The sequence below is a fragment of the Mesorhizobium sp. AA23 genome (assembly GCF_001672435.1).
In the GTDB taxonomy this organism is placed as follows: Bacteria; Pseudomonadota; Alphaproteobacteria; order Rhizobiales; family Rhizobiaceae; genus Mesorhizobium.
The window spans coordinates 216,872-239,627 of sequence record NZ_LYTP01000001.1 but is presented as its reverse complement, the minus strand read 5'-3'; the positions used below and the strand labels follow the sequence as shown (position 1 = coordinate 239,627).

General features: G+C 63.9%; 20 protein-coding genes. 13 read left to right on the top strand and 7 right to left on the bottom strand.

Translation table 11 applies throughout. The features are described 5' to 3' along the window. The first annotated feature begins 44 nt into the window (after positions 1-44). Both A9K66_RS01110 and A9K66_RS01105 read left to right on the top strand, forming a co-directional pair. Positions 45-1,232, top strand: coding sequence for a Gfo/Idh/MocA family oxidoreductase (locus A9K66_RS01110; protein ID WP_067319629.1), 1,188 nt, complete (start codon positions 45-47; stop codon positions 1,230-1,232). Positions 1,233-1,316: 84 nt separating this feature from the next. Then, positions 1,317-2,168, top strand: coding sequence for a sugar phosphate isomerase/epimerase (locus tag A9K66_RS01105; RefSeq protein WP_067318957.1), 852 nt, complete (start codon positions 1,317-1,319; stop codon positions 2,166-2,168). Positions 2,169-2,638: 470 nt separating this feature from the next. Here A9K66_RS01105 and A9K66_RS01095 read toward each other — a convergent pair whose 3' ends face one another. The 6 genes from A9K66_RS01095 to A9K66_RS01070 form a co-directional block, all read right to left on the bottom strand. After that, complete coding sequence (locus A9K66_RS01095; protein WP_067318953.1) at positions 2,639-3,655, bottom strand: zinc-binding alcohol dehydrogenase family protein; 1,017 nt, start codon at positions 3,653-3,655, stop codon at positions 2,639-2,641. Positions 3,656-3,723: 68 nt separating this feature from the next. Then, positions 3,724-4,689, bottom strand: coding sequence for an ABC transporter permease (locus tag A9K66_RS01090; protein ID WP_067004136.1), 966 nt, complete (start codon positions 4,687-4,689; stop codon positions 3,724-3,726). Further along, complete coding sequence (locus A9K66_RS01085; RefSeq protein WP_067318952.1) at positions 4,686-6,239, bottom strand: sugar ABC transporter ATP-binding protein; 1,554 nt, start codon at positions 6,237-6,239, stop codon at positions 4,686-4,688. The genes A9K66_RS01090 and A9K66_RS01085 overlap by 4 nt, the downstream gene beginning before the upstream one ends. Positions 6,240-6,393: 154 nt before the next feature. Beyond that, positions 6,394-7,389: an ABC transporter substrate-binding protein gene (locus A9K66_RS01080; protein WP_067318951.1), complete on the bottom strand. Its 996-nt coding sequence runs from the start codon at positions 7,387-7,389 to the stop codon at positions 6,394-6,396. Between the two features lie 191 nt (positions 7,390-7,580). Continuing rightward, positions 7,581-8,579: an aldo/keto reductase gene (locus tag A9K66_RS01075; protein ID WP_082953628.1), complete on the bottom strand. Its 999-nt coding sequence runs from the start codon at positions 8,577-8,579 to the stop codon at positions 7,581-7,583. 43 nt (positions 8,580-8,622) lie between these two features. Further along, positions 8,623-10,128, bottom strand: coding sequence for an altronate dehydratase family protein (locus A9K66_RS01070; protein WP_067318947.1), 1,506 nt, complete (start codon positions 10,126-10,128; stop codon positions 8,623-8,625). 248 nt (positions 10,129-10,376) lie between these two features. Between A9K66_RS01070 and A9K66_RS01065 the strand changes: the two genes are divergently transcribed. The 6 genes from A9K66_RS01065 to gndA all read left to right on the top strand — a co-directional run bounded on the left by A9K66_RS01065 (position 10,377) and on the right by gndA (position 16,144). After that, complete coding sequence (locus A9K66_RS01065) at positions 10,377-11,279, top strand: GntR family transcriptional regulator (RefSeq protein WP_067318943.1); 903 nt, start codon at positions 10,377-10,379, stop codon at positions 11,277-11,279. A 128-nt stretch (positions 11,280-11,407) separates the two neighbouring features. Then, a complete protein-coding gene (locus tag A9K66_RS01060; protein WP_067318942.1) occupies positions 11,408-11,755 on the top strand; it encodes a DUF2946 family protein in 348 nt (115 codons plus the stop codon). 93 nt (positions 11,756-11,848) lie between these two features. Further along, a complete protein-coding gene (locus A9K66_RS01055) occupies positions 11,849-12,376 on the top strand; it encodes a copper chaperone PCu(A)C (protein WP_067318940.1) in 528 nt (175 codons plus the stop codon). Positions 12,377-12,402: 26 nt separating this feature from the next. Then, the gene (locus A9K66_RS01050; protein WP_067318938.1) at positions 12,403-12,921 is read left to right on the top strand and encodes a YcnI family protein; all 519 of its coding nucleotides are present in this window, start codon (positions 12,403-12,405) and stop codon (positions 12,919-12,921) included. 52 nt (positions 12,922-12,973) lie between these two features. Continuing rightward, positions 12,974-14,611: a copper resistance CopC/CopD family protein gene (locus A9K66_RS01045; protein WP_067319627.1), complete on the top strand. Its 1,638-nt coding sequence runs from the start codon at positions 12,974-12,976 to the stop codon at positions 14,609-14,611. A gap of 108 nt (positions 14,612-14,719) precedes the next feature. Next, a complete protein-coding gene (gndA, locus tag A9K66_RS01040; protein WP_067319625.1) occupies positions 14,720-16,144 on the top strand; it encodes an NADP-dependent phosphogluconate dehydrogenase in 1,425 nt (474 codons plus the stop codon). A gap of 117 nt (positions 16,145-16,261) precedes the next feature. On the opposite strand, the gene A9K66_RS01035 is transcribed toward gndA, so the two are convergent. After that, a complete protein-coding gene (locus tag A9K66_RS01035) occupies positions 16,262-17,305 on the bottom strand; it encodes a LacI family transcriptional regulator (RefSeq protein ID WP_067318936.1) in 1,044 nt (347 codons plus the stop codon). 382 nt (positions 17,306-17,687) lie between these two features. On the opposite strand from A9K66_RS01035, the gene A9K66_RS01030 reads away from it, so the two are divergent. The 5 genes from A9K66_RS01030 (at position 17,688) to A9K66_RS01010 (ending at position 22,746) form a co-directional block, all read left to right on the top strand. Further along, positions 17,688-18,926, top strand: a complete 1,239-nt coding sequence (locus A9K66_RS01030; protein ID WP_067318935.1) for an ABC transporter substrate-binding protein — start codon at positions 17,688-17,690, stop codon at positions 18,924-18,926. An 85-nt stretch (positions 18,927-19,011) separates the two neighbouring features. Next, positions 19,012-19,905, top strand: coding sequence for a sugar ABC transporter permease (locus A9K66_RS01025; protein ID WP_067318934.1), 894 nt, complete (start codon positions 19,012-19,014; stop codon positions 19,903-19,905). Then, the gene (locus A9K66_RS01020) at positions 19,898-20,842 is read left to right on the top strand and encodes a carbohydrate ABC transporter permease (RefSeq protein ID WP_067318933.1); all 945 of its coding nucleotides are present in this window, start codon (positions 19,898-19,900) and stop codon (positions 20,840-20,842) included. Before A9K66_RS01025 ends, A9K66_RS01020 begins: the two co-directional genes overlap by 8 nt. After that, positions 20,842-21,951: an ABC transporter ATP-binding protein gene (locus A9K66_RS01015; RefSeq protein ID WP_197507435.1), complete on the top strand. Its 1,110-nt coding sequence runs from the start codon at positions 20,842-20,844 to the stop codon at positions 21,949-21,951. The genes A9K66_RS01020 and A9K66_RS01015 overlap by 1 nt, the downstream gene beginning before the upstream one ends. Before the next feature lie 48 nt (positions 21,952-21,999). Beyond that, positions 22,000-22,746, top strand: a complete 747-nt coding sequence (locus A9K66_RS01010) for a sugar phosphate isomerase/epimerase (protein ID WP_067318931.1) — start codon at positions 22,000-22,002, stop codon at positions 22,744-22,746. The last annotated feature ends 10 nt before the right edge of the window (positions 22,747-22,756 follow it).

Below are 22,756 nucleotides of genomic sequence, written 5' to 3'. Positions count from 1 at the left end.
CTCCCCTCAAGGGGGAGCTAACCAACATGAGGGAGAACGAAAGCATGGTCGGCGCATCGAAATCGGAAACGGGAGGCGGCCCGATCCGCTACGGCATGGTCGGCGGCGGGCAGGGCGCTTTCATCGGCGCGGTGCACCGGATTGCGGCGCGCATGGACAACGACTTCGTGCTGGTGGCCGGCGCGCTGTCGTCGGACCCGGCGCGCGCGAAGGCCTCGGCCGAAGAACTCGGGCTCGATCCGTCACGCAGCTACGGCTCCTATGCCGAGATGGCCAAGGCCGAAGCCAAACGCCCGGACGGCATCGAGGCAGTGGCGATCGTCACGCCCAACAATGTGCATGTGCCGGCGGCCAAAGCCTTCCTGGAGGCGGGTATCCACGTCATCTGCGACAAGCCGCTCGCGACCTCGCTCGCCGAGGCGAAGAAGCTTGCCGCGCTGGTCGAGAAGGCTGGAAAGGTGTTCGTGCTCACCCACAACTACACCGCCTATCCGATGGTGCGGCAGGCGCGCGAGATGGTGGCCAAGGGCATGCTCGGCGACATCCGCATCGTGCAGTCGGAATATCCGCAGGACTGGCTGACCGAAGACCTCGCCGCGACCGGCCAGAAGCAGGCCTCATGGCGCTCCGACCCCAAGCAGGCCGGCGCCGGCGGCGCGCTCGGCGACATCGGCACGCACGCCTACAACCTCGCCCGCTTCGTCTCGGGGCTGGAGCTCGATTCGCTTTCGGCCGATCTCGACGCCTTCGTGCCGGGACGCCAGCTCGACGACAACGTCAATGTGCTGTTGCGCTTCAAGCCGGTCGGCAACGAGCATCCGGCCAAGGGCATGATCTGGGCGAGCCAGGTGGCGCCCGGCCACGAGAACGGGCTGAAGCTGCGCATCTACGGCTCGAAGGGCGGGCTCGAATGGGTGCAGGCCGACCCGAACTATCTCTGGTACACGCCCTTCGGCCAGCCGAAGCAGTTGCTGACCCGGGCGGGCGCCGGTGCGATGCCGGTAGCGGCGCGCGTCAGCCGCGTGCCCTCCGGCCATCCGGAGGGCTATCTCGAAGGCTTCGCCAATATCTACCAGGAAGCGGCCCGCGCCATCCGCGCGGCCCGAAAAAAGGGCGGCAAGCTTGCCAAGGATGTCGCCTTCCCGACGATCGCGGACGGCGTCGAAGGCATGGCCTTCATCGAGGCGTGCGTGAAGTCGTCGAAGAAGAACGGGGCGTGGACGAGGCTATAAAGGCGGGCTCGGCGACGGCACGGGCCGGATGAGGGGGATTGTGACCCGCTAGCGCAAGTGGTTGGTCGCAGAGGAGGGGTGTCGATGAAAATCGGCATGTGCATGTTCTTGTGGACGACGAGCGTCTCGAAAAAGCACGAGGCGCTGCTGAAGGACATCAAGGCAACCGGCTTCGACGGCGTCGAGATACCGGTCTTCGCGGGCGAACCGGATGACTACAAGAAGCTCGGCGAGATGCTCGATCGCATCGGACTGGAGCGCACCGCGGTCTCGGCGATGGGCGACCCGGCGATGAACCTGATCTCGCCCGACGCCGCAACGCGCAGGGCCGGCATCGAATACATGAAATGGGCGATCGACTGCAGCGCGGCGCTCGGCGCGGACAGGCTGAGCGGGCCGCTGCATTCTACGCTTGGCGCCTTTTCCGGCAGCGGGCCGACAGCGGCCGAGAAGAAGCGCTCAGTCACCTCGCAGCGGGCCATTGGCGATCATGCCGGCAAGAGGGGCGTCACCATCGGGCTTGAGGCGCTGAACCGCTTCGAGTGCTATCTGGTCAACACGATGGACGACCTGTCCGAGCATGTCGACGCGATCGACCGGCCGCACATCAAGGCGATGTACGACACTTTTCACGCCAATATCGAGGAGGCCGATCCGATCGGCGCCTATACGCGCAACCGCAAAAATGTCGTCCATATCCATATTTCGGAGAACGACCGCGGCGTGCCGGGGCGCGGCCACGTCCCCTGGAAGGAAACTTTCGCGGCGATCCGCAAGAGCGGCTATGACGATTGGCTTACGATCGAGTCGTTCGGCCGATCACTGAAGGATCTGGCAGCTGCGACCAAGGTGTGGCGGGATTTCGCAGAGAGCCCGGAGGCAGTTTATCGCGAAGGGTATCGGCATATCAGAGATGGGTGGAAGGCTGCCGCTTAAACGCCCTCTCCATTCGTCATCCACGGGCGGAGCGGGAGCGAAGCGGACGCCGAGACCCGAGGACCCATTCCGTGACGTCGACGCTCCGCCACGATGCAATTCTGCACCGGCTGCATTCTACGGCTTAGGGACGGCATCACTGTGTTCATGCGAAGGCTGTTTTGTCTCGAATGATGGCATTGAGGACGACCAGGAGCTTCCTTGCAACGGCGATGATGGCCAGTTCTTGGACCCTGAGCGGGCTGCGAGGTTTGTGCGGCATCGAGACGATCGGTCTTGGCGCGCCGTCTTGTCGACTTCGCATAGTGGTGGGTGTGTGCCGGGTTGTGCGGCGAGAACGGCACGCCGGACTTGGCCAGCGCATGGCGCAACAACCGCTCATGGACGCCAGTCGCCTCCGACTAGCCTTCGACGTCGTCATCAAGGGCGACAACCCCTGAGGTCGTCATCGACGGGCGGGTCGGGCCTCCCTATCCGACCTCGATAACCGCTTTGATCAACCCGGATTTTTCGTGCGCCCAGCGCGCTAGATCGCGCGGCGTATCGGCAAGGGTCGTGCGGTGGGTGACGAGTTTCTCCAGCGGCACGGTGCCGTTGCGGATCGAGGCGGCGACATGGTCGAAGTCTGCTCTGAGCGCATTACGGCTGCCGACCAGCGTCATCTCGCGCTTGTGAAACTCGGGATCGGAGAAGGTGATGTCGTCCTTGACGACGCTGACCAAAACAAGCGCTCCGCCATGCGCGACATGGGTGAAGGCGGACTGCACCGACTGCGTGTTGCCGGTGGCGTCGAACACAAGGTCGAAGCCTTCGCCGCCGGACGCCTGCCGCACCAGATCGGCTGCCTGTGCTTTCGAGCCGTCGAGCGCGGCAAAGCCGAGCTCGCTTTCGGCGAAACCGAGCCGTTCGGTGCTCATGTCGAGCAGGCTGACATCGAGGCCGGCAATGCGGGCGAACAGTGCCGTGCCAAGGCCGATCGGACCGGCGCCGATGACCAGCGTGCGCTGGCCGGGCGCACTCAGCGAGCGCCGCACGGCGTGTGCGCCGATGGCCAGGAATTCGACGGCGGCGGCATCGGCCAGCGATAGGCCATTTGCCGGATAAAGGTTTTGCGCCGGCACCAGGATCTCGTCGCACATGGCGCCGTCGCGATGGACGCCAAGCACCTCGATCTGCACGCAGCAGTTCGGCTTGCCGTGCCGGCAGGCAACGCATTTGCCGCAGGCGAGATAGGGGTTGATGATCACCGGCTCGCCGATGGCAAGCTCGACGCCTTCACCTCGCTCGACGACCGTGCCCGAGACCTCGTGGCCCATGATGCGCGGATAGGCGAGGAACGGGTGCTTGCCTTCGAAGATGTGATAGTCGGTGCCGCAGATGCCGACATGGCTGACTGCGATGCGCGCCCAGCCGGGCGGCGGCGCGCCGGGTTCGGCGCGGTCTTCGAGAACAAGGTCGCCAGGCGAGCGGCAGACGACGGCTTTCATGCGCTGATCCAGTGTTTAAGGGGCGTCGGCCCCGCTCGATCGGGGCCGGCGCGTCATTTCAGGAACGATTATTTGCCGCGACGGCGCAGGCCGTCGAAGTAGACGATGACGATGATCAGCAGGCCGGTGATGACGCGCTGCCAGAAGGTGTTGACGTTGAGCAGGTTGGCGCCGTTGTTGATCGTCGAAAGAATGAAGGAGCCGATCAGCGGTCCATGCACCGAGCCGATGGCGCCGAACAGCGAGGTGCCGCCGATCACCGACGAGGCGATAGCCTGCAGCTCATAGGTGTCGCCCTGGGTCGGGTTGCCGATGCCGATGCGCGAGGCAAGCAGCACACCCACGAAAGCCGCGAGCAGGCCGGACAGGATATAGGCCATGAAGATGGTGCGCGGCACGTTCACGCCGGAAAGGCGCGCGGCCTCCGCATTGGAGCCGACCGAGAATAAATAGCGGCCCCAGCGCGTGTGGTGCAGGAACACGTAGGACGGTATGGCGACTAGGATCACCATCCAGAACAGATAGGGGATGCCGAGCAGCGAGCCGCGCGAGAAGGCCTGGAAAGGGTCGCTGTTGATCGAGATCGAATTGCCGTTGGTCATCAAGAGGCCGATGCCGCGCAGCGACGTCATCGTGGCCAGGGTGATGATGAAGGGCGGCAGGCCCATCTTGACGATGCCGAAGCCGTGGAACAGGCCGATGGCGACCCCGGCGAGCAAAGTAATGAGCACAGCCGCCCAGATCGGCCAGCCGGCATTGATCAGAAGCGCCACGATGACGGTGGTGAAGCCGACCACGGCACCGACCGAGAGATCGATGCCGCCGGTGATGATGACGAAGGTCTGGCCGACCGCGAGGATGGCGATCAGCGAACCCTGACGCAAAAGATTGGTGATGTTGAGCGTCGTGGCGAAGGAGGGTGTGGCGACCGCCAGCACGATCCACATCAAAAGCAACAAGCCGAGCAGCGTCAGCCCGAACAAGGCGTTGTAGTTGCGCTTCGGCTTTTCGGCGGGGATCGCCTCGGTGCTCATTTTCGTCCTCCCGTCTTTTCTTGTTTCTCGGCCAGCGCTTGGCCCAAAATGTCCTCATGGCTGGCGGTGCGGAAGCCATGCGTGGCGACCAGCTTGCCGCGGCGGAACACATGCAGCGTGTCGGCGAGCTCGTAGACTTCCGGCAGGTAGGACGAGATCAGGATGATGCCGGCGCCCTTGGACAGAAGCGTCGAGAACAGCCGGTAAATCTCGGCCTTGGTGCCGACATCGACGCCGACCGTCGGCTCGTCGAAGATGAACAGCTTGGCGCCATGCGCCAGCCATTTGCCGATGACGATCTTCTGCTGGTTGCCGCCCGACAGGCTGGAGGCCAGCGCGTGGCGGGTCGGCGTCTTGATCCTGAGATCGGCTATCTGGCGATCGGCCTCGGCCTTCTCGCGCGAGCCTGAGATCAGAAGATTGCTCGAGATGCGCTTGTAGATCGGCAGGTTGAGATTCGTGCCGACCGGCAGGTTGAGGCAAAGGCCTTGGTCGCGGCGGCTTTCGGGGGCGAGGGCCATGCCGAGCCTTATCGCGTCATGCTCGGAGTTGACTTGCACCTCCTTGCCTTGCCACAGGATCTGACCGGCCGACTTCCTGTGGCGGCCGTAAAGCGTGGTGACGAACTCGCTGCGGCCGGCTCCGATCAAGCCGTAAAGTCCGACGATCTCGCCCGCGCGGACAGTCACCGAGACGTTCTCGAAACCCTTGCCGGAGAGATTCCGAGTCTCGACGATCGTCGCGCCCGGCGTGAAATGCTCCTTGTGGTAGATCTGCTCGATCGAGCGGTTGATCATCAGCTTGACCAGTTCCGGCTCGCTGGTCTCGGCTATGTTGCGCGTGCCGACGAGGGTGCCGTCGCGCAGCACCGAAACACGGTCGGCAAGCTCGAACACCTCCTCCATGCGGTGGCTGATATAGATGATGGTGACGCCTTCGCCTTTCAGACGGCGGATCAGCTGGAACAGCTGGTCGGCCTCCTTGCGGGTGAGGTAGGCGGTCGGCTCGTCGAAGATGAGGAACTTTGTCCCGCGTACCGTGGCGCGGGCGGCGGCGATCAGCTGCTGCTGGCCGATGGTGAGGTCGCCCAGCATGACATGCGCGGGCAGGTCGAAGCCGAGCCCATCGATGATCTTCTGCGCTTCTTTCACCATGGCGCGCTGCTGCAACAGACCGAAGCGGGAATTCTCCTCGCCGAGGAACATGTTGGCGGCGACGGTGAGGTGGCGGCAAAGCACGACCTCCTGGTGGACGGCATTGATGCCGAGCGCCATCGCCTCGTGCGGCGTGGCCAGCGCCTCGGGTTTACCTTCCCAGACGACTTCGCCGGAGGTGCGCGGCATGACGCCGGTTAAAAGCTTTATCAGCGTCGATTTGCCGGCGCCGTTCTCGCCGACGATGGCGTGGATCTCGCCCGACTTGAAGGCAAGGTCCACCGGCTTCAGCGCATGCGTGCCGGGATAGCGCTTTTCCAGGCCTTTCAACTCGAGGATGGTCCTGCCCGGTTTCAGCGTGGGGGGCGGGTGCAGTTCCTGCGCCGTCGACGTCATAACAATCCTCCCAGATTGATCCAACCGTTGGATACGCAGCGATGCGTCTGGCGCGCATCTAGAAGGCAGAGCCTAAAGTAAGCCGGCGGATTTCCAAACTGTCCGCGGCGATGTTTCCGGGGCGGCGAAGCCCCGGAAACGAATGTCGCGAAGATCAGTTGAGCTTCGGGTTGAGCAGCGCGTCGATCTTCGGATCCTTCATGTTGTCCTTGGTCACGAGATTGGCGCCGGTGTCGACATTGGCCTCGACCTTCTCGCCCTTCGAGGCGGCTAAGGCGGTCTTGATGCCGTCGTAGCCCATCCGGTATGGATCCTGGACGACGAGGCCGGAGATGACGCCGTCGTTGAGGAACTTGATCAGCTTCTCGTCGCTGTCGAAACCGATCAGCGCCACCTTGCCGGCGAGGTTGTTCTCGGCGATCGCCTGGCCAACGCCCTGCGCCATGATCAGGTTCGAGGCGAAGATGCCCTTGAGGTCCGGATTGGCGGTGATCAGGTCGGTCGCGATGTTGAGGCCGGTGGTGGCCTGACCGTCGGCATATTTGTCGGCGACCAGTTCGAGGCCGGGATATTTCGCCTTGAGCTGTTCCTTGAACCCTTGCGCGCGCTGCTCGAGCGAGCCGGCGCCGGGCAGCGCGGTGATCAGCGCAACCTTGCCCTCGACTTTGCCGCCATTGGCGGCGCCGATCGCGGCAGCGAGACCGTCAGCCGCGACACGGCCGCCCTGGACGTTGTCGGTGGTGAGGAAGGAGGTGAAGGCCTTGGATTCGGCGCTGGAGTCGATGCCGATGACCTTGACCTTGGTCGCCGCCTCGTCGATCGGCTTGCCGAGCGCCTTGGCCTCGGTCGGCGCGATCACGATCGCGGCCGGATTGCCGGCGACGGCGTTCTCGAGGATCGAGATCTGACCGTTGACGTCGGTTTCGGCCTGGGCGCCGAGCTCCGGCACGTTGATGCCGAGATCCTTGCCGGCCTTGCGGGCGCCGGCCAGCACGATTTGCCAGTAGAACGAAGTCGTGTCCTTGACGATGATTGGGATGGTCACGTCGGCCGCCGAGGCGGGTGCCGAATGCATCGCACTGGCGAGCATTGAGGCGGCGGCTAAAGCCACGAAGGCGCGGCGGTTGAGAAGGCTGGTTACGAATTTCATTAGGTTCCTCCCTAAAATCGCCCGGTGAAGGTTCGGAAGCTCCATCTGGATAGGCGCAAGCCAAACAGAACTTTATCAATAAAAAACATTTGCTCGATTTTGATAGTGCATTGCCCTGATCGATGCAAGCGGTGTCTCATGCCGTTTGCGTGATGGCGTGGCAGCTGATCGGTCTGCTGGATCTCCGCATCTCAGCCAAGCTGCTGGACGATCGTATAAGGATCGTATTTGGCAAATTCCGCCGCCGCTACCTTGACATCCAGCAGTTCGAGATTGCGCGTCAGATTAGCGGGCTTGGCGGTGCCGGTCAGCACCGAGGCAACGACAGGCTCGTGCAGAGGGAATTGGAACGCGGCAGCGGCCAGCGGATAGCCACCTCCGATAGCGATGCGCTCCATTGCGCTGACGCGGTCGAGAATATCCTTGCTCGCCGGCAGATAGTCGAAATGCGCGCCATGCACCGGTCCCGTCGCCAATATGCCCGAGTTGAAGACGCCGCCGATGATCAGCGAGGTCCGCCGCTCGCGGCAAAGCGGCAGCAGGTCGGCCTCGGCGCTGCGATCAAGCAGCGAATAGCGGCTGGCGAGCAGGATGCAGTCGAGCGGCGCGCGGCGAAGCACGTCAAGGCAGATCTGGACCTCGTTGACGCCAAGACCGTAGGCGGAAATCGTGCCGGACGATTTCAGCTCCTCCAGCGCCTTCAGCCCGCCGTCCATCAGCTGACGGAAATGCAGCTTCGTCTTCTCGACGCCATGCGTGTAGACGCCGATGTCGTGGACGAACAGGATGTCGATCTTGTTGAGGCCGAGCCGCGCGTAGGAAAAATCCACCGAGCGCATGATGCCGTCATAGGAATAGTCGTAATCGAGCGCGAAGGGCAGCGGGTCGACATAGGAGTGATCGGGAACCTGGTCCTCCGGCACCGGCCGGAACAGGCGGCCGACCTTGGTCGAGAGCATATAGGAGGAGCGCGGCTTCTCACGCAGGAAATCGCCTGTGCGCCGCTCCGACAGGCCGAAGCCGTAGAAGGGCGCGGTGTCGAAGTAACGCAGCCCGCCGTCCCAGGCCGCTTGCAGCGTTTCCATTGCGGGCTCGCGCGGACAGGCGCGATAAAGGCCGCCGATGGCGGCGCCGCCGAAGCTGACTTCGGTGACTTCGAGCGCGGTCGCGCCGATCCGGCGTTTGTTCATCAAAGCCTCCCTTTGCCGTTCGACCGGCGGTCGTTTCGACTATTTAGAGCGTCGCGCCGAGATGCCAGGGCACGAACTCGTTGTCGCCGTAGCCGAACGCCTCGCTCTTGGTCTTGCGTCCGGACGCCGTCTCGATGATTAGCTCGAAGATCTCGCGGCCCATGCCGGCGATCGTCTTCTCGCCGGAAGCGATGACACCGCAATTGACGTCCATGTCCTCTTCCATCTGGTGGTACATGGTCGAGTTCGTGGCGACCTTGATCGACGGCGTCGGACGGCAGCCGAAGCAGGAGCCGCGGCCGGTGGTGAAGACGATGACATTGGCGCCGCCGGCCACCTGGCCGGTGGCCGAGACCGGATCGTAGCCGGGCGTGTCCATGAACACCAAGCCGCTGCCGCTGACCTTCTCGGCGTAACCGAAGACGCCGTTGAGCGGCGTCTGACCGCCCTTGGCAACAGCACCCAGCGACTTCTCCAGGATGGTGGTCAGGCCGCCGCGCTTGTTGCCCGGCGAGGGATTGTTGTCGATCGAGGCGCCGTGCTTGGCTGTATGGTCCTCCCACCATTTCACAAAGCCGTCGAGCTTGGCTGCGATCTCGGGCGAGGCGGCGCGATAGGCAAGCAGATGCTCGGCGCCGTAGATCTCGGTCGTCTCGGACAGGATGCCGATGCCGCCGCAGCCGGCCAGAATATCGACCGCCGCCCCCAGCGCCGGATTGGCGGTGATGCCGGACATGCCGTCCGAGCCGCCGCATTGCAGGCCGACTACGATCTCGCTGACCGGGATCGGTTCGCGCTGCAACTGGCCGACCTCCTCGGCGATCTCGGCCAGCACGCCCATCGCCCGCTCGACGGATTTGCGCGAGCCGCCGGCCTCCTGGATGTTGAAGTGCCGCTTTCCCGCCGCGACGCCCTTTTGGCCATAAAGGGTGAGCTGGTTGACCTCGCAGCCCAGACCGACCATCAGCACGCCGCCGAAATTCGGGTGGCGAGCATAGCCGGCCAGCGTGCGGTGCAGCACCATCATGCCGTCGCCGGTGGCGCTCATGCCGCAGCCCTGGCCGTGGACGATGGGCACGAAACCGTCGATGCCGGGATATTTCGGCAAAAGCGTGCGATTGGCCTCGTCGGCGATCGCATGGCAGACGGTGGACGAGCAATTGACGCTGGCGATGATGCCGATGAAGTTGCGCGTTCCGGCGCGACCATCGGCGCGGCGATAGCCCATGAAGGTGCGCTTGCGGTCCGCTTCGGTGGCGTGCTCGGCCTCGCTCGGCGGCACCACCGGCAGGCGGCCACTCTCGAACACCAGATTGTGCGAGTGGACGTGCTCGCCCGGCGCGATGGCTTGAGTGGCGCGGCCGATCGCCTGCGCATATTTCACCACCGCTTCGCCCGCCGCGATCGGCCTGATCGCCACCTTGTGCCCTGGGTCGATCGCCGCCACCGCAACCGCGCCGCCGGGCAGCGCCGCACCGATCTCGATGCGGCCATTGGCGACCGCGACATTGTCGGCGGGGGAAAGAAGAATGGTGCTTGCGGCGTTCACGGGCGGCTGTCCTGGGTAAACCTGGGAGTGTGGGCGGATTGACATGCGCCCGTTTGAGGATAATGTCTTTTATCGTGAAAAAACATTTTTGCGTCAATTGTTTTTTCATCGCGCGCCGCGCCCTTGGGTGCGTGGCCGCCCGTTAGATAAAGCCGGCGAAATTCGTTCCGCATTTCGGAGGCTTGCGCTAGGAACACCGATCATATTGCGCTTCCGGCCGGCCGCCGCAAGCGTTGGGGATACGGGGCATGTCGAAGAGCAACAACGTCTACAAGGACGCCTTCAACCGCGGACTGCGGCTGCTCGACGAAACCAGGAGCCTGCCGTCCGAGCCCGAGCTCGGAACGCTGCTCGGCGTCAGCCGCACCACGGTGCGCAGCATTCTTTCGCGCATGGAAGAAACCGGGCTGATCGCCTGGAACAAGCGCAACAAAACGGTGCTGCGGGCGCCGAAGGCGGAAGATTTCTTCCCCGAGGAAGAGACCGACTCGCTGGCCGAGATCATCGAGCGCTCCTTCATGCGCCGGCTGCTCGCCGGCGGCGCGGAAGCAGGCATGCAGATCAACGAGCTCGAGCTGGCGCGCGAGATCGGCGTCGGCACCACCAGCGTGCGCGAATTCCTGATCCGCTTCTCGCGCTTCGGCCTGATCGAGAAGCGGCGCAACAGCCATTGGGTGCTCAAGGGCTTCACCCGCGCTTTCGCGCTTGAGCTGACCGAGATCCGCGAGATGTTCGAGCTGCGTTCGGCGGCTGCCTTCGTCGCGCTGCCGCAGGATAGCGCGGTCTGGGCCGATCTCGACCGGCTGGAGATCGAACATCGCCAACTGGCGAGCGAGATCGCGACGCGCTTCAACGAATTCTCCGAGCTCGATGAGCGCTTCCACCGGCTGATCCACCGCGCCTCGCACAACCGCTTCATCGTCGATTTCTACGATGTGATCGCGATGATCTTCCACTACCACTACCAATGGAACAAGGCGCAGGAACGCGAGCGCAACGAGGTCGCAGTCCAGGAGCATCTGGCCTATATCGCGGCGCTGAAATCGCGCGATCCCGCCAAGGTGGACGCCGCCTGCCGCAAGCACCTGAAGTCGGCGCGCCAGACGCTGTTGAGCTCAATTCCGGAAGGGCGGCAGGTGCAGCCCGCCTGATCAGGCGCGTCGCGCCGCGTTGCCGCAGCCCGGTTTTGACGATTTTCCGGCCGCCGCCCCCATGCTAGGCTCGGTGGAATTGCTGGAAAGAGGCAGGTCATTTGGATATCCGGCTGAGACGATGGAGCATGCCGGCCGCGTTCGTCGCGGCGCTGCTGCTGTTGCTTCAGTCGGCGCTTGGCGCCTTCGCCTTTGGCGCTCCTTCGCAGCTTGATGCCTTCGGCAACGTCATCTGCACCCATGACGGGGCGGTCAAGCTTCCGGGCGGCGATCCGCACCGGCAGCATATGCCGGCTTGCTGCTTGGCTGGCTGCAGCCTGGTTTCGCCGGCGCATCTGCCGCCGCCGGATACCCGTGCGCCCGTCAGGGTGCTGGTGTTCGACGCGGTCGCTTTCCCGCCTTTGGCCTTCCGGCATCTCGATTTTGCCCGCGACCGCTCTCCGGCCAATCCGCGCGCGCCGCCGGCCGCAGTCTGACAAAAACCCGCGAAACCTTTCGCAGGCGCATTCATCCAAGATCAGACTGCTCGCGGCCGGATCACGGCGCGATCTCATACTCATGGAGCAACCATGTCCAATCTTCTTCCCGCCGCGCGAGCGCAAGCTCGTCCGCGCGGTTTCGAACGGCTCGGCCTTGCCGTGTTCGCTCTTCTTCTGTTCGCATGCGTTCCCGGCGCCCAGGCGCATGAATTCAAGGCCGGTGACCTGGAGGTCGGGCACCCGTGGTCGCGCGCAACGCCGCCGGGCGCCAAGGTGGCCGGCGGCTATTTCACCGTCACCAACAAGGGCGGCTCGCCCGACCGGCTGCTGTCGATTTCCTCCGACATCTCCGACAAGGCCGAATTGCATGAGATGAGTGTCAAGGACGGCGTCATGACGATGCGGCCGGTGAGCGGCGGGCTCGTGATCCCGGCCGGCGGCAAGGTCGCACTGAAGCCGGGTGGCTATCACCTGATGTTCATCGGCCTGAAGCGACAGCCCAAGCAGGGCGAGAAATTCCCGGCCACGCTGACCTTCGAGAAGGCCGGCAGCGTCAAAGTTGAGTTCGCCGTCGAGGGCATGGGCGAGATGGGCGGCATGGACGATCACGCCGAGTGATCATTTCGAAATTAGAGGGACAATTCATGAAGAAGTATCTTTTGGCGGTGGGCGCGGTTCTGGCGCTCGGGACAAACGCCACGCTTGCGCACATCACGCTCGAAACCCAGGAAGCGGCCGTCGGCTCGACCTATAAGGCCGTCCTGCGCGTGCCGCATGGCTGCGAGGGGAAGGCGACGACCGCGGTGCGCGTGCAGATTCCGGAAGGCGTCATTTCGGTCAAGCCGATGCCAAAGCCCGGCTGGACGCTGCAGACCAAGAAAGGCCGATACGAGAAATCCTACCAGCTCTATGGCGAGACGCTGACCACCGGCGTCAAGGAAGTCGACTGGAGCGGCGGCAACCTGCCGGACGAATTCTATGACGAGTTCATTTTCCGTGCTTCGCTCGCCGCCGATCTTCCGGCCGGCCAGATGCTCTATTTCCCGGTGGTCCAGGAATGCGGCGATGCCGCCGATCGCTGGATCGAGATTCCGGCGGCGGGACAGGATGAGGATGCACTGGAAAATCCGGCGCCCGGCATCAAATTGCTGCCGAAGAAATGATCTCTCGATGGCGCGTCCCATTCGGGCGCGCCGTCCCTTCTCGAAAGACCGCATGAACGCAGCAGCAACTTTCCCAATCCGCCTGACGGGTGTGCGCATCGGGCCAGTCGCCAGCGGCCTGTTCGCGGCTTTCGTACTCGTGCTGCTGCTGGTGCTACCCGGCCGCGCCCTCGCGCATGCGGCCTTGGTCGCGACCGATCCGCCCGATGGTGCGGTGCTGTCGCAGAGTCCCGCGCGGTTCTCGCTGACCTTCAGCGAGCCGGTTTCGCCCCTGGTGCTCACTCTGGTGCGGCCGGACGGCACGCAACTTTCGCTGACCTCCTTCCGGCTCAACGATCAGACCGTCGAGATCGATAATCCGGAGACGCTCAAATCCGGCACGCATGTGCTGAGCTGGCGGGTGATTTCGGAGGACGGCCATCCGGTCGGCGGCTCGGCGCTGTTTTCCGTCGGCGCGCCAAGTGCTGCGCCGGTAGCGGGCGACGCCGTCGATTTGTCGCTGCGCACGGCAATCTGGATCGGTAAGCTCCTTCTCTATGCCGGGCTGTTCCTCGGCGCCGGCGGCGCCTTCGCGCTCGCCTGGCTCGCTGGAGACTGTCGCTGCGGCCAGGGTTTCGTTATCGGCGCTCTTCTGTGCGGACTGGCCGCCGCCCCGTTCTCGCTCGGATTTCAGGGGTTGGACGCGCTCGGCGCGCCGCTCGCCCGGTTTGCGGCGCCCACCGTGTGGGAGACCGCGCTTGCCACCAGCTTCGGCTGGACGGTGCTTGCCGCCCTGATTGCACTCGGCCTTGCCTTGCTGTCCCTCGCCGGACCGCGCGCTCTTGGCAAGCTGCTTGCGCTCGCCGGGCTCGTCGGTGTGGGCACGGCGCTTGCGGCAAGCGGCCACGCCAGCGCCGCCGAGCCGCAATGGCTGACGCGGCCGCTCGTTTTCCTGCATGGCACAGCCATCGCCTTCTGGAGCGGCGCGCTCGCGCCGCTCGGCCTTGCGTTGCGCTATCAGCCGGCGGAGGCCAAAATCTTCTTGCGCCGGTTTTCGCGCGCGATCCTGCCCGTGGTTGCCGTGCTTGCGATAAGCGGCATCGTGCTGGCGATCATCCAAGTGCGCGAACCGGCAGCGCTCATCAACACCGCCTATGGCCGCCTGCTGCTGCTGAAACTGGCCCTGCTTTTGTTCCTGTTCACCCTTGCCTCCGTGAACCGATGGACGCTGACCGCGCCGGCCGAAACGGGCGACACGGAAGTGCAGCGGCGGCTGGTGCGTTCGATCGGCATCGAGACGCTGATCGTGCTTGCCATCTTCGGCGTCGCCGCCGGCTGGCGCTTCACGCCGCCGCCACGCGCGCTGGCGATCGCCGCAGCGCAGCCGGCCTCGATCCACATCCACACCCTGCAGGCGATGGCCGATCTCAGCATCACGCCCGGCCATGCCGGCCAGGTTGCCTCCTCGATGGTGATCATGACCGGCGATTTCGGTCCGATGGATGCCAAGCAGGTGACCCTGGTGCTGTCGAAGCCGGATTCCGGCATCGAGCCGATCAAACGGCCGGCGACGAAACGCGGCGACGGCACCTGGCGCGTCGAGAATCTCGTCATCCCGCTGCCCGGCCGCTGGAACGCCCGGCTCGACATCCTGGTTTCCGATTTCGAGATGGTGAAGATTGAAGCGCCAATTGATATCAGAGCCGACTGACCTAGACCGCGACACAATTCGGCGAGGCGGTTGACGCCGTCGCGAAGGCCCGTCAATCATCCGTCCAAAACGCGGCTTCAACAAAAGTTCGAAAGCAGGGAAGAAACGATGGAAAAAGCCGAAATCGGCCTGATCGGCCTTGGCACGATGGGCTCCAACCTGGCGCTCAACATCGCCGAGCACGGGCACCGCATCGCCGTCTTCAACCGCACGCCGTCGCGCACCGGCGCCTTCGTCGAAAACGCCGGTCCGCTGAAGGACATGGTTGTGCCCTGCTACAGCCTGGAGGAACTCGCCGCAGCGATCCGGCCGCCTCGGCCGATCATCATCATGGTGCTGGCCGGCAAGCCGGTCGACGAGCAGATCGCGGCGCTGCGCGGCGTGCTCTCCGACAACGACATCATCATCGATGCCGGCAATGCCAATTTCCGCGACACGATGCGGCGCTTCTCCGAGCTGTCGGGCTCCGGCCTGACCTTTATAGGCATGGGCGTGTCGGGCGGCGAGGAGGGCGCGCGCCACGGGCCGTCGATCATGGTTGGGGGCACGGAAGACTCCTGGAAGCGTGTCGAGAAAGTGCTGACGGCGATCTCCGCCCAGTTCAAGGACGAGCCTTGCGCCGCCTGGCTCGGCACCGACGGCGCCGGCCATTTCGTCAAAACCATCCACAACGGCATCGAATATGCCGATATGCAGATGATCGCCGAGATCTACGGCATCCTTCGCGACGGCTTAGGCATGGGGCCGAAGGAGATCGGCAAGGTCTTCGATGGCTGGAACCAGGGTCGGCTCAACTCCTACCTCATCGAGATCACCGCCAAGGTTCTCGCAGCCGACGATCCCAAGACCGGCAAGCCGGTGGTCGACATCATCCTCGACCGCGCCGGCCAGAAGGGCACCGGCAAATGGTCGGTCATCGAAGCGCAGCAGCTCGGCATTCCGGCGACGGCCATCGAGGCTGCCGTCGCGGCGCGCGTGCTGTCGTCGATCAAGGACGAACGGCAGGCGGCGGAAAAGGCCTACGGCGATATTGGCGTCGAGAAGATTTCCGGCGACAAGGCGGCGCTGCTGAAGGATCTCGAGCTGGCGCTGTTTGCCGGCAAGATCGCGGCTTACGCGCAAGGTTTTGCTGTGATGAGCGGCGCCTCAAAGGAATTCAACTGGAACCTGCCGATGCCGACCATTGCCAAGATATGGCGTGCCGGCTGCATCATCCGCTCGCAGATGCTGGACACGATGGCGGAGGCCTTCGGCTCAGGCGGCGCCTCGACCAATCTCCTGATGGCGCCGGCCTTCATCGCCATGATGAAGGAGGCGCATCCGTCGCTCAGGCGCATCGTGGCGCGAGCCTCCGAGGCCGGCTCACCGGTGCCGGCGCTGTCCTCGGCGCTCGCCTATTTCGACAGCTATCGCCAGGGCCGCGGCACCTCGAACCTGATCCAGGCGCAGCGCGATTTCTTCGGCGCGCACGGTTTCGAGCGTATCGGCGGGCAGGGGGCGTTCCATGGGCCGTGGGGAAGCGGCGCCGCCTAGAGTCAGGTTATGCCAGGGTGCAAAGGCGGCTTCCTGCGCTCCCGGTGCCACTCAAGCACGCTTCCGGTTCTCTGAAGCCGCCAACTCGGCCTGACCTGACTCTCAAGTCGCGCCAGTTCAACCCCGATAGGGCAGGACCTCGCTCGGTTTGCTCAGCGATTGCAGTGAGCCAGGTTCCTTGCCGCCGATCCAGCCGAGCACGGCGCGGGCAAGCTCGGAGCCGGCGAGCCGGAAATTCTCGTTCACGACCAGCAGTTCACGCCGGAACAAATGCAGCAGCTCCGACGACTGTTTCGACACCACGTCGACATCACGGCCGAGTTTCAGGCCGGCGTCCTCGATGCCTGCAACAACGGCGAGCGTAGCGGCGGCGGCGCTGCTGACGATCCCGTCCGGACGGCTCTCGCGGCGCATGAGCTGCGCGGTTCGCATCCTGATCTGCTCGATCGTGTGGTCGATGGAGACGGTGTTGAACGGCACCTCGCTGGCGCCGACTTCGCTCAGCGCATCGGCAAAACCGTTCACCGTGTGGTCGTAATAGGTGAGGCCGACCGGCGGCGTCACCAGAGCCAGCCGGCGCCGGCCCATGCCGGCGAGATGGCGCACCGCCTCGCCGGCGAAAGCATAGTTGTCGAAGTCGTGATAGGGATGCACCAGCCCCATGTCGGTGCGGCCATGCGTGGCAAATGGGATGCCGCGTTCCAGCATATAGCGGGCGCGCGGGTCGTTGGGCTGCGTGCGTGAAATGATGACGCCGTCGGCGGAGCCCGTCTCCACCAGATAGCGCACCGGATCCAGCGGGTCCTGCGAGCGCGAATAGGGCGTGACGATCAGGTGATAGGGCGTGTCGGCGATCACCTCGGTGACGCCGTAGATGATGTCCGAGACGAAGCTCATCAGCTCGTGCTCGGTGTTGAGCACCAGGCTGATGACGTTGGTCTTGCCCGTCCTCAGCCTCACGCCGGCGCGGTTCGGGCGATAGCCGATCTGCTTGGCGACGAGCTGCACGCGCCGCCTGGTCTCGGCGCCGATCTCCGGGGCGTCCTTCAGCGCGCGCGAGACGGTGGTGACGCCGAGCCCGGTCATGAAGGCAAGCGTCTTCAGCGTCGGCCGTCCCTTAGCCGACGTGTCGTCGTCCTTCTCGGTTGCTCGTCTGTCCATTCGTCCCGCCCATCAGGCGCATAGCAGCCGCGAAGCCGGCCGGCAATCGCGCCCATCCATTTGCGCGGCTTTCAGTCCATGACACGGTGCAATATACTGAAACGTTACAGATTGCCAACGCCCGTGATCATCGGGCAGGTCGCACTCGTTGTGGTCAGCGCCACAGGGGTGGGCTGAAAGCTGCTGGAATCATAAGGAAATCTCGATTTACCTCTGCTTTTTGCATCAATTGGCCGCACCAGCGACTCTCCGACAGGCCCTTTGGAGAGGATTTGTTCGTGCCCCGAAGAAATCTCATGCCGTTTCCATTCGAGGGGTTGCCTATAAGGGCCATTTGCCGTATCGAAAATCTGTAACGTTTCAGATTCTGGGAGGAACCGAAATGCGATACAAATTCCTGACCGCCGCGTTCGCCGCGACGGCCGCGCTGAACTTCGCCGGACCGGCGGCCGCGACCGATCTCGAAGTCACGCATTGGTGGACTTCGGGCGGCGAGGCGGCGGCAGTGGCCGAACTTGCCAAGGCGTTCGACGCGACCGGCAATCACTGGGTCGACGGCGCCATCGCCGGTTCCGGCGGCACAGCGCGACCGATCATGATCAGCCGCATCACCGGCGGCGATCCGATGGGCGCCACCCAGTTCAACCACGGCCGGCAGGCGGAGGAGCTCGTCCAGGCCGGGCTGATGCGCGACCTCACCGATCTCGCAACCAAGGAAAAGTGGACGGAAATCGTGCGGCCGAAGAGCCTGCTCGACTCGTGCACCATCGGCGGCAAGATCTATTGCGTGCCGGTCAACATACATTCCTGGCAGTGGCTATGGCTGTCGAACGAAGCCTTCCAGAAGGCCGGCGTGCCGATGCCGAAGGACTGGAATGAATTCGTGGCGGCTGCGCCGGCGCTGGAAAAAGCCGGCATCATCCCGCTCGCCGTCGGCGGGCAGCCCTGGCAGGCGTCCGGCGCCTTCGACGTGCTGCTTGCCGCCGTCGGCGGCACCGACGCCTTCCTCAAGGTCTACAGGGACAAGGACGCCAAATTCGCAGGCGGTCCCGAAATCGCCAAGGTGTTCAAGGCCGCCGACGACGCCCGTAAGATGGCCAAGAACACCAATGTGCAGGACTGGAACCAGGCGACCAATCTGGTTATCACCGGCAAGGCCGGCGGCCAGATCATGGGCGACTGGGCGCAGGGCGAGTTCCAGGTCGCCGGCAAGACCGCCGGCAAAGACTACACCTGCCTGCCCGGTCTCGGCCTGAACGAGGTCATCGCCACGGGCGGCGACGCGTTCTACTTCCCGCTGCTTAAGGATGCCGACAAGGCCAAGGCTCAGGAAGTTCTGGCCGAGACGCTGCTCGACCCGAAGACCCAGGTGGCCTTCAATCTCAAGAAGGGCTCGCTTCCGGTGCGCGGCGACGTCGACCTCAACACGGCGAACGACTGCATGAAGAAGGGCCTCGCCATCCTCGCGAAAGGCGCGGTGATCCCGTGGACCGACCAGCTCTTGTCGCAGGACAGCCAGAAGCAGAAGGAGGATCTGTTCTCCGAATTCTTCGCCAAGCCCGACATGACGCTCGAAGAGGCGCAGAAGCGCTTCGCCGACATCATCGCGTCGGCAGACTGATCAACGGCGCCCCCGCCAGCTCCCGGCCCCCGCCTATCCGGGGTCGGGAGCGTGATGCCCTCATTGTCCCAGCCCGGCTGCCGAGATGAGCAACAGCGAACGCCCCAACCAGCTTTTACGCAACCTCAACGCCAAGGTCGCATCGATCCCGATGATCCTGACCGCGCTGGTCGTCTTCGTCGGCGGCACGGCCTGGACGGTGCTCTATTCCTTCACCAATTCGAAGCTCTTGCCGCGGCTGAATTTCGTCGGCCTCGACCAATATTACCGGCTATGGGCGACGCCGCGCTGGCTGGTGTCGATCGAGAACCTTTTGATCTACGGCGTGATCTCGCTGGTGTTCTCGCTGGTGATCGGCTTCATCCTCGCGGCATTGCTCGATCAGAAGATCCGCTTCGAGGACACGTTCCGCACGATCTTCCTCTACCCTTTCGCCCTTTCTTTCATCGTCACCGGGCTGGTCTGGCAGTGGCTGCTCAATCCCGATTTCGGCATCCAGCGCGTCGTGCGCGACCTCGGCTGGACGAGCTTCAGCTTCGATCCGCTCTACAATTCCAGCATCGTCATCTACGGCATTTCGATCGCGGCGCTCTGGCAAGGCACGGGACTGATCATGTGCCTGATGCTCGCCGGCCTGCGCGGCATCGACGAGGACATCTGGAAGGCCGCACGGGTTGACGGCATACCGATGTGGAAGACCTATGTCTTCATCATCATTCCGATGATGCGGCCGGTCTTTATCACCACCTTGGTGATCATCGCCGCCGGCATCGTCAAGGTCTACGACCTTGTGGTGGCGCAGACCAGCGGCGGTCCGGGCATCGCTTCCGAAGTGCCGGCGAAATACGTCTACGACTACATGTTCTTCGCCCAGAATCTCGGCCAGGGTTTTGCCGCCTCCACAATGATGCTGCTCTCGGTGGTGATCGTCATCGTGCCATGGGCCTACCTCGAATTCGGAGGCAAGAAGCATGGCTGAAGCTGCTGCCTCCGTCTCCGGTGACGCTCTTCGGCGCGAAGCCTCGTCGCGCGATGCATCGGGGCCGAGCGGAACGAAGCCGCGGCACGTGCTCTCGCGCCGCAACATCTTCCTCTACGGCACGCTGATCGTCGTGGCGCTCTATTACCTGCTGCCGCTCTACGTGATGATCGTCACATCGCTGAAGGGCATGCCGGAAATCCGCATCGGCAACATCTTCTCGCCGCCGCTGGAGATCACCTTCGAGCCTTGGGTCAAGGCGTGGTCGCAGGCCTGCACCGGGCTCAATTGCGACGGGCTGTCGCGCGGCTTCTGGAACTCGGTGCGCATCACCGTGCCGTCGGTGCTGCTGTCGATCGCGATCGCGTCGGTCAACGGCTATGCCTTGGCCAACTGGCGCTTCAAGGGCGCCGACACCTTCTTCATCATCCTGATCGTCGGCGCCTTCATTCCCTATCAGGTGATGATCTACCCGATCGTCATCATCCTGCGCGAGATCGGCATCTACGGCACGCTGACCGGCCTCGTGATCGTGCATTCGATCTTCGGCATGCCGATCCTGACGCTCCTGTTCCGCAACTATTTCACGTCCATGCCGGAGGAACTGTTCCGCGCGGCGCGCGTCGACGGCGCCGGTTTCTGGGGCATCTACCTGCGCATCATGCTGCCGATGTCGCTGCCGATCTTCGTCGTCGCCATCATCCTGCAGGTGACCGGCATATGGAACGACTTCCTGTTCGGCGTCGTCTACACCCGCCCCGACACCTATCCGATGACGGTGCAGCTCAACAACATCGTCAACTCGGTACAGGGCGTGAAGGAGTACAACGTCAACATGGCCGCGACCATCCTGACCGGCCTTGTGCCGCTCATCGTCTACTTCGTTTCCGGCAAGCTCTTCGTGCGCGGCATCGCCGCCGGCGCGGTGAAAGGATGATGATGGCAGCAGCGATCGCCAATCCCAGCGTTTCGATCCAGGACCTGTCGCTGAATTTCGGCGTCATGTCGGTGCTGAAGACGCTCAATCTCGACGTCGCCGAGGGCGAGTTCATCGTGCTGCTCGGGCCATCCGGCTGCGGCAAGTCGACCTTGCTCAACTGCATCGCCGGCCTGCTCGACATCTCCGAGGGCCGCATCTTCATCAAGGGCAAGAATGTCACCTGGGAGGAGCCGAAGGATCGCGGCATCGGCATGGTGTTCCAGTCCTACGCCCTCTACCCGCAGATGACGGTGGAGAAGAACCTTTCCTTCGGCCTGCGCGTCGCCGGCGTGCCCAAGGACGAGATCGCCAAACGCATCGCGCGCGCGGCGGAGATCCTGCAGATCGAGCCGCTGTTGCAGAGGAAGCCGTCTGCGCTTTCCGGAGGCCAGCGCCAGCGCGTGGCGATCGGGCGGGCACTAGTGCGCGACGTCGACGTCTTCCTGTTCGACGAGCCGCTCTCCAACCTCGACGCCAAGCTGCGGTCGGAATTGCGCGTCGAGATCAAGCTTTTGCACCGCAGGCTGCAGAACACGATGATCTACGTCACCCACGACCAGATCGAGGCGATGACGCTGGCCGACCGTATCGCGGTGATGAAGGGCGGCGTCATCCAGCAGCTCGATGCGCCCCAGACGATCTACAATCGCCCGGTCAACCGCTTCGTCGCCGGCTTCCTCGGCTCGCCGGTGATGAATTTTATCAAGGGGCACCTGGAAGCAAGCGACGCGCCGGTGTTCAAGGCCGACGGTGTTTCGGTGCCGCTCGGCCGTTATCAGTTCGACAACGAAGGCGGGCGCGCCGCCAAGCCCTGCGTGTTCGGCATCCGACCGGAGCATATCGCTTTTGGCGAAGCGGCGAGGGCCATGCCGTTCACCGCCGAGTCAACTGTCGAGATTGTCGATCCGATGGGCTCCGACACGCTGGTGTGGACGAAGCTCGGCGGCCAGATCCTCTCCTTCCGCGTCGAAGCCGACAAGACGCTGCGCAACGGCGATGCGATACGCATCGGCTTCGATCCGGCGCGCGCCTCGCTGTTCGACGCCGAGACCGACAGCAGGCTCTAACCTCCCAGACCACAACCTCCCGGAACCATCAACAGAACGGACAGACAGATGAACTGGTCATTCCAACTTTACAGTGCCCGCAACTTCCAGCCATGGGACGGCGTGCTGAAAATGCTCGGCGAACTGGGCTACAAAGAAGTCGAAGGTTTCGGCGGCGTCTATGACGATCCCAAGGCTTTCCGTGCCGAGCTCGATAAGAACGGGCTCGCCATGCCGACCGGGCATTTCTCGATCGATGCGCTGGAGAAGGATTTCGACGGCGTGCGCAGAATTGCCGATGCGCTCGGCATCTCGCTGCTCATCTGCCCCTACCTCATGCCCGATGCGCGGCCGGGCGATGCCGCCGGCTGGCGCGGCTTCGGCGAGCGACTCGCCAAGGTGGGCGACACCGCGAAGAAGGCCGGCTACGGCTTTGCCTGGCACAACCATGATTTCGAGTTCAAGCCGCTCGCCGACGGCTCGCTGCCGCAGGACCACATCCTGTCGGCTGCGCCCGACATCGGCTGGGAGATGGACGTTGCCTGGGTGGTGCGCGGCGGCGCCGATCCGCTGCCCTGGATCGAAAGGCACGGCAAGCGCATCAGTGCCGTCCACGTCAAAGACATGGCGAAGCCGGGGGAGGGGCTGGACGAGGACGGCTGGTCGGATGTCGGTCACGGCACCATCGACTGGGCGGGCCTGATCAAGGCGCTGCGCGCGAAAAGCGCGACGAAGTACTTCGTCATGGAGCAGGACAACCCCAACGACATCGAGCGCTTCGCCCGTCGCTCGATCGAATCCGTCAAGAATTACTAGGACATACCAT